The following is a 13494-nucleotide window of genomic DNA, read 5'->3' on the forward strand; positions in this document are numbered from 1 at the left end:
ATAGAGATTAAGTAGATTGGAAGGATGAGGATGAAAGAAGGAAAACAATTGGCGCAATCACTCGTTTTCTTAACAGGAAGACATTTACGTTTTGTCTATGTCTTGCTCAATAATGCGAATCTTTGGGATATCGTATCTTCGAAAACGAAAGATGTTGTTTCTAAGGAGCGTTCGGCTCATTTTTATACATGGCTAAGTAAAGAAGCTGAAAAATTAAATGAAGTGGATGATACAGAGCTCCAGCTAGATTTGCTGTTACATCTGAGTAAGACGTTAAAATTGCCCGGAAGACAATACAATGAACCCTATGAAATTGAAACGCAATGTTCAAATATTGTAGAAAAAGTATTTAGTCTTTTGCAAAAAAAATACAAACAAATTTCGAATATGTACGAGCAATCTCACAATAAAAATAAATTGGAGTTTTTGATTCATTGGGAAATAGCTGAAATGTACGTTCACTTAAATGAACAAAACAAGGGCAAAAATGAAGAGACATCTTCCATGCTTTGGACAGAGGAAATTGTAGCTTTTCTACAAGATATGCCTAATTATCAACAAGAGCAGGTGATACAGCAGTTAGGTTTAAGTGCGTGTATAGAGAATGAACTAGCGGAAGCTCTACAAAAGGATGTATTTTCTGTATTTACGGTTATATGTGAAAGAGCGGGCTTTCACTTTTATCAATCACTTCTCCAAAGTTTTTCGAGAAAAGAAGCATCTAACTTGAATGATGTTGCTTATTTTTCTTGGATGACTCATCCTAACTTATTGTTATCATTGATTTTTAAAGGAGGAGGAATCCTTTATCGGTATCAAAATTTATTGTTTAATAAAGGGTTGCTACCTATCGTTCTGTTACAAACCACATTACCATTCTTCTCTGAGGGAATAGAGAATCAAAGCGATTTATCGCCATTATCGTCTGCTTGGCAACATCGTTTTGATCACTATCGTTCAATGTTAAGAACAGTTAATGAATTAGTAAAAAAACAAAGTGATGATCAAGCTGCTTTGCAAATTCTTTGTAAAGAACAGAAAACACTAGAAGAGACGGCTTACCAAACAAATAGTTATTACGAACAAATGCTTCAGAAATTAACTCAACTTTTGAAGCAGGATCCATCAAGGCCTTATTTCGGAGAATTAAGTGTAAAACAAAATCGATTGCAAGAAAGTTTAAAAAAAGTCAATGAGAAAATCGAGGCACAACAAGCGTCCAGACACGGGTTGATTAGCAAAGTCTCTTCTTTTGTGAAGTCCAATTATTATGAGACAGAAAAGACGCAATTAGAGAAGAAGTTAGAGAAAGTATTCAATGAGATCACAGAAATGATTTTAGAAAAATATCCAGACTATGAGCCTGAAATCGTTCACGAAATGATTCGTTTAAAAGAACAGTTAGCCGCGATTGAACAAGAATTGATTGAAATAAAGAAAAAGGTTCATAAGTTGGAAGGAGATTTACTATATTTGAAAAATAATGAAAAGGAAGAAAGAGAAAAAATAGCGATTGCTGAAAAACAAACATATGGTTTGTCGGAAATATATCAATTAGTCATAGAAAAAGAAAATAGATAGTTGATTCACTGAAATAGGCCTCCGCAAAAAGCGGGGGTTTTTTAGTCATAGAAAAGTATGATGTGTCAATTCCTTGATTGTAGGATAAATCTTTGTTAGGGTTATATAGGGATTCCTAATCACTTCCAGTTCAATTTAATACTACCCATTCCCATGTGCATTAATTAACAATTCAACTAGAGAGGAGAATTTTGTGAGGAGAATTTCTAACGTTTTTTGGTATGCAGCTGCAATTGTATTAATAGCTGTAATTTTTGGTGTCGCTGCACCAGAGTCATTCGAAGCAGTAACAGCTAACCTTAAAGAATTTTTAACATCAACATTCGGATGGTATTATTTAATATTAGTATCAGTGATTGTTCTGTTTTGTTTATTATTAATATTTAGTCCGGTAGGGACGATTAAATTAGGTAAACCTGATGATAAGCCAGAGTATTCTACACCAACATGGTTTGCTATGTTATTTAGTGCAGGTATGGGAATAGGTTTAGTATTTTGGGGTGCTGCTGAACCATTAAGTCATTTTGCTAAAAATCCCCCTTTGTCAGAAGCGGGATCAAACGATGCGTTAAAAGAATCGATGAGATATACGTTTTTTCATTGGGGCATTCATGCTTGGGCGATTTATGCTCTCGTTGCATTGGTGCTAGCTTATTATAAATTTAGGAAGGATGAGCCTGGGTTAATTAGTGCGACATTAACTCCTATTTTAGGAAGCAAAGCGAGAGGACCAATTGGAACAATCATTGATGTCATTGCTGTATTTGCGACAATTGTAGGGGTAGCTACGACACTTGGTTTTGGCGCAGCGCAAATCAATGGAGGCCTGTCCTATTTATTCGGGATTCCAATTAATTTTAATATTCAGTTAGTAATTATCGTTGTCACAACCATTTTATTTGTGATATCAGCGATGAGTGGATTAGGTAAAGGAATTAAAATTTTAAGTAATACAAATATGGTTCTTGCTGTATTACTGCTCGGCTTAGTGCTTATCCTTGGACCGACATTATTGATTTTTAATATGTTTACCGACACCCTTGGGTCGTATTTTCAAAACATAATTACAATGAGTTTTCAAATTGCTCCATTAAATGAAGAACACCGCTCTTGGATCAATGATTGGACGATTTTCTATTGGGCATGGTGGATTTCTTGGGCTCCTTTTGTAGGAATCTTTATTGCTCGAGTTTCTAAAGGGCGAACAATACGTGAGTTTTTAATAGGGACTCTTTTAATGCCAGCGCTCCTGAGCTTTTTCTGGTTTTCCGTGTTTGGTGTATCTGCCATGGACTTACAAATGTCTGGGGCTGTCGATTTAACGAATAATGCAACAGAGACCGTTCTATTCGCTGTCTTTAATGAATTTCCTTGGTCGTCTGTGCTATCAATCATAGGGATTACTTTAATTAGTACGTTCTTTATTACATCTGCCGATTCTGCAACATTTGTTTTAGGGATGCAGACCACTTATGGCTCATTGACACCGCCAAATCGGGTGAAGCTAACTTGGGGGATCGCCCAATCGCTGATCGCAATTGTTTTATTATATAGCGGAGGATTGCAGGCTCTTCAAAATGCATTAATTATTGTTGCGTTCCCGTTCTCTTTCATTATGATTTTAATGATGATGTCTCTATATAAATCTTTATCCATTGAACGAAAACAATTATTAAAGATGTTAAGACCTCAGAAAACAGTTAAGAAATAATACTATAGTCGGACCATCCTTTCAGACAAAGGGTGGTTCTTCTATGAGGAAAACTTGTTTTACTTGCAGTTTTTTAAAAGCTTATCTAATATAGGGTTCGAACCTATTATTTATACTTGAGGAGATTGATATGGCTAGACGAAAGTTAAAAAAATCAGTGAAACGAGCATTATTTTGGATTCCGTTACTCAGCTTCGCCATCTATATGTTTATGATTCAAGGTCTTCCTCAATTGAAGGGGATTTCAAGTAATTCTATTCCAGATGAGTTTATTCCGATATATAAAGCAGCTGAAAAAGAATATGGCGTGCCATGGGAGCTTCTTGCTGCTCACCATCGCGTTGAAACAAAGTTTTCTCAAATGGACCCGTTAATTTCTCCTGCAGGGGCAGAGGGGCCTTTGCAGTTTATGCCCTGCACGTTTGTTGGTTGGAATCATCCAACGTGTTCCGGTCTTGGAAAAGGTGATATTCCTGATGAAGAAAAAACGAACCCTGATGTCATTAAAAAGTATGGTGGATATGGCGTAGATGGAAATGGAGATGGCGTAGCTGATCCATTTAATATAGAAGATGCAGTTTTTAGTGCAGCCTACTATTTACAGAAACATGGAGCGGCAGATGGGGAATTAAAAGAAGCCATCTTTGCCTATAACCATAGTGATAAATATGTGGAGGATGTACTGTATTATTTAAAAGAATATCAATCGATGGAATGATAAAGTGAAAAAGGAAACTGTCTATGTGGTTGAAACCAAAAGTTAGCATATTTATCGTTGTTCTTCTTTTGATTGGTGGCTGTTCATTAGAAGAGGAGAGTCACGACACAAAAGAAGGACAAGTCACTACCAACGAAAAAAATGGGCATACGAATATAGAAAAAAAAGAATCCTCTGCAGAACACGGTGAAATAAAGGGGACTGTCTCTTATGTTGTAGATGGTGATACAATTGATGTTTTGCTGCCAGATAATACAACTGAGCGTGTGCGTATGATTCTTGTGGATACACCGGAAACAAAGCATCCACGTTTAGGTGTTCAGCCATTTGGACCCGAAGCGTCAGCATATACAAAAGAGCTCTTAACGAACAAAGAAGTGGAATTAGAAGTGGATGTTCAAGAGCGTGATCAATATGGTCGAATGCTGGCTTATGTTTGGTTAGATGGACAATTAGTAAATGAACAATTAATTGCTGAGGGATTAGCTAGAGTAGCGGTTTTTCCACCTAATACGAAATACGTGGATCGCTTGGAGAAAGCTCAAAAAGAGGCTCAAAAGCAAAAAAGAGGTATTTGGTCAATAGAGGACTATGTAACGGATCGGGGATATAATATTGATGCACAAACAGAGTCTACTGAATCCGATAAAGAATGTGAAATAAAGGGAAATGTAACAAGTTCAGGTGAAAAGATTTATCATGTTCCTGGTGGCCAGTCTTATAAAGTAACGAAGGCGGAAGAAATGTTTTGTACAAAGGAAGCAGCCGAAGCAGCGGGTTATCGGGCGGCGAAACGATAAGAGACAATAGAACCGCGTAGGAACAGGAACTTTTCTTAATGGTTTGCATAAAATGTGGTGTCAACCATTATGTGAAAGGAGTTTCTAATCATGGCTAATGAGAAGCAATCAGAAAAAAGAAGAGAAATGACAGAGGAAGAGTATTTAGAAATGATGAAACGCCGACACGAGTTTTGGTGGGGGAGACCTCGTCCAAACCTAGACGAAAAAGAAAAAAAATAATCTAATGAACCTTTTATCAGTGGAAGTACTACTCGTTCATGCAATAAAAAAACGATCCCTTATCGGATCGTTTTTTTTGTTAAAAAGGGTAACCTAGCTTTTCTAATGCAAGGTCAAAGAATCGTTTATCCAAACGTTATTTTAACCATTAACGATTACTTCTCCACAAACAATCTCCTCGATTTCACTGCCTTCGATTGTCTCTTTTAGTAATAAGGCATCGACTAATTGTTGGAATTGGCGTTTTCGTTCTTGAATAATGCTTTCAGATTTCTTTAATGCCTCTTGAAAAATTTCCTGCATTTTTGTTTCGCGTTCCGCTTTATTAAAGGTCAATGTAAAACCATCTTGCAGCATGCCGGAATCGACCATTTGTTCAATGATTTGTTTCGCTTGTTGAACATCTCCGCTAACACCAATACTATGTTCTCCTAGAAATAATCTTTCGGCCACCCCTCCGGATAGAATCATGGCCACTTGATCAAGCAGTTCGGTTGTTGTTGATAAATGAAGCTCTTTCGGAATAGGAGCCATATAACCAAGTGCTTGACCCCTAGGGATAATCGTTGCTTTTCTAACGGATCCCGGTTTTGTGACAGATTGAACGAGTGCATGTCCTGCTTCATGAATAGCGACTCTTCGTTTGATTTGAGGGTCATGGAGTGAACGGGAAGAATGACCAAGGATGATTCGATCTAATGCTTGATCTAAGTCGCTTTTTTCGATTCGATCACGATCGTGCCGAATCGCATTTCGGCTGGCACTTTCAAATAACGAATGCAACTCTGCACCGGAAAAGCCCGCTGTACTTTGGGCTAAATAATCAAGGCCCGAATGAACAGCTGTAGATAATTTTCGATCTCTTACATGAATATCGATAATTTCTCTTCGTCCTTTCGTGTCAGGAAGCGGAACGAGAAAGGAGAAATCAATTCGTCCTGGGCGAAGGAACGCTTCATCTAACATATCTTTTCTGTTCGTTGCTGCAATAAATAAAATATCATGATTAGCGTGTCCTCCATCCAGCTGAACAAGGAGTTCCGTTAATGTTCTTTCCGCTTCTTCTCCTCCATGTGCTTTCCTGCGAGCAGCAAGGGCATCTACTTCATCGATAAAAATAACAGCGGGCTTTTGTTTTCTTGCTTGTTCAAATAAGCTGCGTACTCTAGACGCTCCAACACCAACAAATAATTCAGTGAAGGCCGAGCCGCTCGCTGAAAAGAAGTGAGCATTTAATTCTTTAGCAACCGCTTGGGCAAGCAAGGTTTTACCTGTACCAGGTGGACCATAAAATAAAATGCCTTTCGGCGGCTTAATACCAATTTCTTGTGAACGCTCTTTATTTTTGATAATGGATAACGTTTGCAAAATTTCTTCCTTCATTTCTGTAGACAGGCCACCTACATCAGTTAATGAAATGGAGGGAAGAGGTTTAGCTCTTGATAAGCTGTTCTTCATTGATTTGCTGCGGCTAATCCCACTTTTTTTCTGACTAAGAACAAAAGTACCTACAGCGATTAACAAAATCACGAATCCGCCTATAATCCAATTGTCTGCAGGGACGTGATCAGAATAAGAGTATTTAATGTTATATGTTTCTACTAATCTATCAATGGACTGACTTCCAGGAGAAATATGTGATACATATTGTTCACCCTCGGTTGTTAAATATAACGTTCCGTCCGATGTTTCCTGAAGGCTAACCTGTTCTCCAGCATGATTTTGAATGATCTTTTCTATTGAAGAAAAGGGAATCGATACAGTTTGATCTACATCCCTGATATATATAGCAATTCCAGCGGCAACGACGATTAACACCGCAAAGAGCGGAAGTATTTTTTTCATCATTTTCGATTTGGAATTCAATCACGTCATCTCCTTAATTAATGTATTCTCATTATAAATACATTTAATGAAAGATGAATAGATGTAATCTGGTGTAAAAAATGTAAAAAAAATCTTTTGTTGAATTTTCGGAAAATACTTTACATATTATTTCATCTGCTGTATATTTAATCCTATAAAACAAAGTTAAATTATCGGAATTATTGATTTGTGAGGAGTGGAGACAGATGGTTGATGTAAAACAATTAGTGAAATTGACAACGAAAGGTACTTGGGATGAAGGGGTGAAAACTTCGATTCAGATTAGAGATTTTGCGTCGGTTGTTATGGATGAGCCTGAAGATTTAGGTGGGACGGATCATGGAGCCAACCCGATGGAATACGTGCTCGCCGCATTAACAGGTTGTGCATCTGTAATGATTTCCATCATTTCAAAAGAACAGAATTTTAAATATAGTGGAGTGGAATTTGAGAATAGCGGAGTGTTAGACGTAAGAGGTTTAATGGGAGTTCCGAGTGTGTCCCCGCATTTTCAAAGAATTCGTTATAGTGTCCAATTAACAACAGAAGAAAGCTTCGAACGAGTGGAGGAGCTGAGACAAGAAGTTGAAAGAAGGTGCCCAGTATACAATATGCTGAAGGATGCAGGGGTACAAGTGAAATCGACTTGGAAGATTAAATAATGCAAAAACACACGTGAAAGCGTATCGCTCTTAACGTGTGTTTTATTTTTTGTCGAGTCAATATAGTTGAAAAATAGTTCTTATTGAGCTTGAGGTTGGATCACGAAGCTGTATTGATCCATGTAATGAATAGGTTTATGAGCTTTACGTTGGTCTAACTCATAAAAAAGCTTTTTATATTCTTTGATGGTTAAATCTCCATTTAAATAATTTGTTTGAATAAAGTCAAGCAATTCATTTGCATGAGCCGGTTGACGTTTCTTTAACAAGATAAATTGATAAATCAATTCCTTCATGACCATATTTTCCCCTCCCGATAGTCGTTGTATAGAAAATAATAACATATATACTGTGCTTGATTCCTGTTAATCGTTCAACATTTTCCACCAATTTTTTTGGTGTGAGAGGATATTTATCTGTTTATTTATAGTTATTTTTTTAAAACAAGGAGAAACTAAACTTTGTTTGAATGATGAAAGGAGGAATATCACATGAGAAATCAGCCGAAACCAGATGATCGAGCAGATAATGTTGAAAAGTTGCAAGATATGATTGAAAATACTGAAGGAAATATTCAAAAGGCAAGCGAAACGATGATGAATGTTGAGGGAGAAGAACGCGAAGCCATTGAAGCGAAAAATCAACGCCGTGAAAACAGCATTGCTGCTTTGCGTGAAGAAATGCAGGATGAAGCTAATGCAAGGCAACAGGGATACTTAGATCAGTAGCAGTAGAAAGGGGGCGTGAAACACTCGCCCTTTTTCTTATGGGAAGAATATGTTGAAATGTCTCTGTTGCACGAACGAGAAAAAATAATCAAAATTAACAGCATTGTTTAACAAAGCCTGTCGAAAAATAATAAAATGATGCGATCTAGTAAAGGGGTTGCGATTGGATAAATAATGACTTTAAGTAAAATGAACAGGAGAGCTTGAAGATATAGTTATGAAAAAAATCTTCCATATTTATAAAACAGACTGGTTAAGGTTATTCAAAGTTCCAACAGGTATTTTTCTTGTTATAGCCATTATGTTTTTACCATCCGTTTATGCTTGGGTCAATATTGAAGCGATGTGGGATCCTTATGCGGATACATCGGGCATAAAGGTAGCTGTTACCAGCGAAGACCAGGGTGTAGCTGTTCGAGGAGAGAAAATTAATATTGGCAATGAAGTGGTAAATAATTTAAAAAAGAATGAAAAGCTGGGCTGGATGTTTGTGAGTCGGAAAGAAGCAGAACGAGGAGTTAAGTATGGAGACTATTACGCTAGTCTACATATCCCAAAAGACTTTTCAAAGAAGATCACGAGTGTGCTCGAAGAAACACCTCAAAAAGCTCAAGTTAATTATACAGTGAATGAAAAATTAAATGCAGTAGCACCGAAAATTACGGGAACAGGAGTTTCTAGCATTGTCGCTCAAATTAGCGAAAATTTTACTAAAGAGGTGGACAAAGCTGTTCTATCTGGGTTTAATGAGGCAGGCATAGAACTTGAAAAAGAATTGCCAATCATCAGAAATATTGAGAGTAAAATTTTTCAATTAGAAGAGCGCCTGCCTGCCATTCGGGAAATGGGCGATAAAATATTAGTTCTTGAAACAAAATTGCCTGAACTTCGAGAAAAAGGACAAAAAATGATCGAGCTGGAAAAGAAAATTCCTGAAGTAGAGCAAGCGGGAAAAAATATTATTAAATTGGAACAAAAACTTCCCCAACTCGAACAAATTGGAGAAGAAATTCTGTTGATCCAAAGCAAGCTACCTGATATTCAACAGGCAGGAGAAAGAGTGGTAGAATTGGATCAAAACTTTTACAAGGTAGAAGAAGCACTTGACAAAGGAATTCAAGATGCCCAAAAGGCCAGTGAAATCATTATGGATGCTCAAAAAGCACTGCCTAAAGTGAAAGAAATAGCTGACAAAGGGGTTGCGTTTGCTGATCAGCTAAATGAGTTTATGCAGCAAAATGATGGAGCGTTCGACGCGGTTGTCCCGGTCATTCGCCAAAACCTTGTTCTCCTTCAGCAAACAGCTGATGCTGTTACTCAGTTAATGGAACAAATACAAAGTGCCAATTTTGATCCCGCACAAACGCTTGAAAGTACGAAATTTATTAAAAATCGCCTGCAATCAGGTGTGAAAATCATTGACCATATGATTGATTTACTGACAAGATTGGATCAATATGTAGATGGAAATGTATTTGCTGACATGATTCATCGATTAACCTCCATCAAGAAAAACTTTGAACAGCAAATTAGTCAAATCAGCCGGATTCAAGAAGCGATTAGAAAAGGGGAACAGCCTGCTAAAGATATAGTAGAAAATGTTAGACAACTATCTGTAAATGCAAGTGATTCACTAACTAACTTACTGTCAGCATTTGATTCAACTATCGTTCCTGCTTTAAATAGAGCACTTGCTACATTAAAGGAAGAGGTATTGCAGTCTTCTGAGCTATTGCAATCAGCGAAGAGTCGTTTACCAGACGTAGAGGCGATTTTGAATGACGCACAAGCAGGTGTACAATTTGGATTGGATCAATTAACAACGATCAAAAGAGATTTACCTACTATCCAGAAGAAAATTCATGAAGCAGCGGCAAGCATTCAACATAAAATGGGACAAGCGACTTCTGCTGTTAATGAAGCGGCTCGTTTCGTTCAACAGGACTTGCCTGAGGTGGAGAAAAAAGTTCATAAGGCAGCGGATTTTGTAAGAAATGACTTGCCGACAGTTGAAAAAGAAGTCCAAAAAGTATCCTATTTAATTCAAACAAAATTTCCTGAAGTCGAACAAGCGATTCATCAAGTGGCCAGCTTAATTAGAACCGATTTGCCAGAACTTGAAGCGTCAGTAAAAAATGCTGCTGATCAAATAAGGAGATTTGAAAGCGAAACGGATTTAAAAGAAATCATCCAACTGTTAAAAAATGATGTGCAAAAAGAAAGTGATTTTTTAGCTGATCCAATCACATTAAAAGAAAATAAATTATTTCATATTCCTAACTATGGTTCAGCGATGTCTCCTTTTTATACAACGTTATCCCTTTGGGTGGGAGCTATGCTGTTAATATCTCTTTTTAGAACGGATATAGATGATCCTAATAAAGAATATAGGAGCTATCACGTGTACTTCGGAAGACTAATGATTTTCTTAACTATTGGTTTTTTCCAAGCAATAATCGTAAGTCTTGGAGACATTATTTTGTTAAATGCTTATGTCGTAGAAAAATTTTGGTTTGTCGTATTTGCCGTTTTAATTAGTGCCGTCTTTGTAACGGTCACTTATACGCTAGTGTCTGTATTTGGAAATATCGGAAAAGGACTAGCGATCATCTTTCTTGTATTGCAATTCTCTAGTTCAGGAGGGACATTCCCAGTCAGCTTAACTCCTTCATTTTTTCAAAAAATAAGTCCGTATGGTCCTTTTACTTATGCCGTGAGCTTATTAAGAGAAGCAGTGGCAGGGATGATACCAGAGTTTGTGATAAAAGATGTGTTAATTTTACTGTTGTTTATCGCCATTTGCTTTGTATTTGCGATCCTATTTAAAAAACCGCTAAGCAAATACATAGAAAAAATGGCTAAGAAAGCTAAAGATACGCAAATTATCGCGTAGTCCTTTTCATCACGTCAATTGTAAAGATTTATAAAACATTGCTGCAGTATAACACCGTTCGATGAGAACGGTGTTATACTGTTTTAAGTAATAAATGCAACGATAGGGAGAGGTAGAATGAAGATTATCATTGCGGAGAAACCAGACCAAGGTCGCACGCTCGCTTCACCATTTCAAGTGAAGAAACGAGAAGGCTATTTAGAGATTGAACCGAACCGGATATTCCCAAAAGGAGCGTATGTCACTTGGGCAATTGGTCATTTAACGCAGCTTTGTCCGCCAGAAACATATCAATCATCTTGGAAGAAGTGGACATTAGATACTTTACCCATTATTCCAGAGAGGTTTCAATATGAAATAGCCAAGTCTAAATTTAAACAATTTCATCTCGTAAAGAAGCTGTTAAAGAGCCCGGAAGTAACAGAAATTATTCATGCGGGTGATGCGGGTCGTGAAGGAGAGTTAATTATTCGCAATATTATTAGTTTAAGTGGAGTAAATAAGCCGATTAAACGATTGTGGATTTCTTCCTTGACTAAAAAAGCAATTGAAACAGGATTTGAAAACTTATTGGATGGAGCGAAAACGAAGAATTTGTACTTTGAAGCCTACACAAGAGCTTGTGCCGATTGGCTTGTTGGCATGAACGCATCGAGAGCCTATAGCCTTTTATTGAAAAAGCATGGAATTAATGATGTTTTTTCAGCGGGAAGAGTTCAAACGCCCACCCTGGCATTAATCGTCAAACGTGAGCATGAAATTGAGCAATTTCGTTCAGAACCGTTTTGGGAAGTCATCGCTCAATTTCATATTGATGGAAAGCGATATGAAGGCAAGTGGGAAAAAGATGGAGAGTCTCGTTTGAATCAACAGGAACTTGCTCAAAAGATCGCTGCTTTTTGTAAAGATAAACGTGCGGAAGTAATAGAACTAAAGAAAGAAAGAAAAGTGTTTCAACCCCCACTTCTATTTAATCTTTCCTCCCTTCAAGCGACCGCTAATAAAGCTTATAAGTATTCTCCTAAAAAAACGCTCGATCTTGCTCAATCACTGTATCAAAAGGGGATCATTTCTTATCCTCGCTCGGATTCTACCTATGTCACTCAAGGGGAAGCAGATACGTTTCCAGATATATTAAAGAAGCTAGCTATGTTTTCGGAATATGAGAAATTTTTTCCAACCCCTCATAGTTCTCTCTCTTCTAATAAAAGATTTGTCAATGAAGAAAAGGTATCTGATCACTATGCGATTATTCCAACGGAGCAGGTGAAGAACCCTGATAAGTTATCTAGTGATGAAAGAAACATTTATGATTTAATTGTTCGGCGATTAATTGCTGCCCATTACGACCCAGCTATTTTTGATTATACGACCGTTCAAACGCAAGTAGATGGACGAGCCAATTTTATTTCAAAAGGGAAACAACAAATTCAAGAAGGCTATCGAAAGGTGATTTTTCAAAAGGATGAGGATAAAGATATTATTTTGCCTCCTCTTGTTGAAGGAGAATCAGGAATAGTAGAAGAAGTAACAGTGAAGGAAGGAAAAACGCAGCCACCAAAGCGTTACACAGAAGGTCAATTAATTACATTAATGAAAACAGCAGGGAAGTATTTAGAGAACGACGAGTTAGAAAAAGTCCTTAAAAAAACAGAAGGTCTTGGGACGGAAGCTACGCGAGCAGGAATCATTACAATGTTGCAAGACAGAAAATATATAGATGTAAAGAAAAATCAAGTGTATGCAACGGATAAAGGGAAAGTGTTAATGAAAGCAATCGGTGATAAAATCTTAGCATCCCCGGAAATGACAGCGAAGTGGGAACAGCGGTTAGCAGAAATTGGGGAAGGAAAAGCCTCTCCGGCTGTTTTTATGGAACAGACGAAAAAGCTAACGGCGAAAATCATTTCCGATGCAATAGAAACCTCAAACGATTGGACGTTTGAAGAGTTTGATACAAGCTCGATTCAACGAAAAAATGGCAAGAAGTCTACAGGGAAGCCGGTAGGACAATGTCCCAAATGCGGAGGGCAAGTCGTTGATAAGAACACCTTTTATGGATGTGGCAACTATGCCAAAACGAAATGCGATTTCACTCTTTCGAAAAAGATCCTTGGCAAAACGATTTCCCAAGTGAATGCAAAGAAATTACTAGAAGGCGGAAAAACGGACGTCATTAAAGGCTTTAAAAAAGGAGAGAAAACATTCCAGGCAGCTCTTGAGTATAAGAAAGACGAAAATAAAATCAATTTTGTTTTTGAAAATGGCTAAATCAAGTTTTGAAGGGATTCCTGTGAAACTAGATTTTAAAAA

The 13494-nt window shown here is 37.3% G+C and carries 11 protein-coding genes; 9 read left to right on the forward strand and 2 right to left on the reverse strand.

Annotated elements, in window-relative coordinates; translation table 11 throughout:
• Positions 1 to 30: 30 nt before the first annotated feature.
• From WDJ61_RS07535 to WDJ61_RS07555, 5 genes are all read left to right on the forward strand, one after another.
• The gene (locus tag WDJ61_RS07535) at positions 31 to 1581 is read left to right on the forward strand and encodes a hypothetical protein (protein WP_338754192.1); all 1551 of its coding nucleotides are present in this window, start codon (positions 31 to 33) and stop codon (positions 1579 to 1581) included.
• Between the two features lie 193 nt (positions 1582 to 1774).
• On the forward strand, positions 1775 to 3292 hold the full coding sequence (locus tag WDJ61_RS07540; RefSeq protein ID WP_338754194.1) for a glycine betaine uptake BCCT transporter: 1518 nt from the start codon (positions 1775 to 1777) through the stop codon (positions 3290 to 3292).
• Positions 3293 to 3422: 130 nt separating this feature from the next.
• Complete coding sequence (locus WDJ61_RS07545) at positions 3423 to 4010, forward strand: lytic transglycosylase domain-containing protein (RefSeq protein ID WP_338754196.1); 588 nt, start codon at positions 3423 to 3425, stop codon at positions 4008 to 4010.
• A 23-nt stretch (positions 4011 to 4033) separates the two neighbouring features.
• Positions 4034 to 4810, forward strand: a complete 777-nt coding sequence (locus WDJ61_RS07550) for a thermonuclease family protein (RefSeq protein ID WP_338754197.1) — start codon at positions 4034 to 4036, stop codon at positions 4808 to 4810.
• 90 nt (positions 4811 to 4900) lie between these two features.
• Positions 4901 to 5032, forward strand: a complete 132-nt coding sequence (locus WDJ61_RS07555) for a hypothetical protein (RefSeq protein WP_338754199.1) — start codon at positions 4901 to 4903, stop codon at positions 5030 to 5032.
• 141 nt (positions 5033 to 5173) lie between these two features.
• On the opposite strand, the gene WDJ61_RS07560 is transcribed toward WDJ61_RS07555, so the two are convergent.
• A complete protein-coding gene (locus WDJ61_RS07560) occupies positions 5174 to 6898 on the reverse strand; it encodes an AAA family ATPase (protein ID WP_338754201.1) in 1725 nt (574 codons plus the stop codon).
• Between the two features lie 206 nt (positions 6899 to 7104).
• Here WDJ61_RS07560 and WDJ61_RS07565 point away from each other — a divergent pair, with 206 nt between their 5' ends.
• A complete protein-coding gene (locus tag WDJ61_RS07565; RefSeq protein WP_338754203.1) occupies positions 7105 to 7560 on the forward strand; it encodes an OsmC family protein in 456 nt (151 codons plus the stop codon).
• Positions 7561 to 7640: 80 nt separating this feature from the next.
• Here the strand turns inward: WDJ61_RS07565 and yppF are convergent, their stop codons facing one another.
• Positions 7641 to 7862, reverse strand: coding sequence for a YppF family protein (gene yppF / locus WDJ61_RS07570; RefSeq protein WP_338754204.1), 222 nt, complete (start codon positions 7860 to 7862; stop codon positions 7641 to 7643).
• Between the two features lie 189 nt (positions 7863 to 8051).
• On the opposite strand from yppF, the gene tlp reads away from it, so the two are divergent.
• The 3 genes from tlp to WDJ61_RS07585 all read left to right on the forward strand — a co-directional run bounded on the left by tlp (position 8052) and on the right by WDJ61_RS07585 (position 13452).
• A complete protein-coding gene (tlp, locus tag WDJ61_RS07575; protein WP_338754205.1) occupies positions 8052 to 8288 on the forward strand; it encodes a small acid-soluble spore protein Tlp in 237 nt (78 codons plus the stop codon).
• A 217-nt stretch (positions 8289 to 8505) separates the two neighbouring features.
• Positions 8506 to 11181, forward strand: coding sequence for a YhgE/Pip domain-containing protein (locus WDJ61_RS07580; RefSeq protein WP_338754206.1), 2676 nt, complete (start codon positions 8506 to 8508; stop codon positions 11179 to 11181).
• A 117-nt stretch (positions 11182 to 11298) separates the two neighbouring features.
• Positions 11299 to 13452: a DNA topoisomerase III gene (locus tag WDJ61_RS07585; RefSeq protein WP_338754208.1), complete on the forward strand. Its 2154-nt coding sequence runs from the start codon at positions 11299 to 11301 to the stop codon at positions 13450 to 13452.
• The last annotated feature ends 42 nt before the right edge of the window (positions 13453 to 13494 follow it).

Source organism: Bacillus sp. FJAT-52991 (assembly GCF_037201805.1).
In the GTDB taxonomy this organism is placed as follows: domain Bacteria; phylum Bacillota; class Bacilli; order Bacillales; family Domibacillaceae; genus Bacillus_CE; species Bacillus_CE kandeliae.

Excerpts from the sequence above, each read along its gene's own strand:
- WDJ61_RS07580 (WP_338754206.1), top strand. The coding sequence starts at position 8,506 with ATGAAAAAAATCTTCCATATTTATAAAACAGACTGGTTAAGGTTATTC.
- WDJ61_RS07545 (WP_338754196.1), top strand. The coding sequence starts at position 3,423 with ATGGCTAGACGAAAGTTAAAAAAATCAGTGAAACGAGCATTATTTTGG.
- tlp (WP_338754205.1), top strand. The coding sequence starts at position 8,052 with ATGAGAAATCAGCCGAAACCAGATGATCGAGCAGATAATGTTGAAAAG.
- WDJ61_RS07555 (WP_338754199.1), top strand. The coding sequence starts at position 4,901 with ATGGCTAATGAGAAGCAATCAGAAAAAAGAAGAGAAATGACAGAGGAA.
- WDJ61_RS07565 (WP_338754203.1), top strand. The coding sequence starts at position 7,105 with ATGGTTGATGTAAAACAATTAGTGAAATTGACAACGAAAGGTACTTGG.
- WDJ61_RS07550 (WP_338754197.1), top strand. The coding sequence starts at position 4,034 with ATGTGGTTGAAACCAAAAGTTAGCATATTTATCGTTGTTCTTCTTTTG.
- WDJ61_RS07535 (WP_338754192.1), top strand. The coding sequence starts at position 31 with ATGAAAGAAGGAAAACAATTGGCGCAATCACTCGTTTTCTTAACAGGA.
- yppF (WP_338754204.1), bottom strand. The coding sequence starts at position 7,862 with ATGGTCATGAAGGAATTGATTTATCAATTTATCTTGTTAAAGAAACGT.
- WDJ61_RS07585 (WP_338754208.1), top strand. The coding sequence starts at position 11,299 with ATGAAGATTATCATTGCGGAGAAACCAGACCAAGGTCGCACGCTCGCT.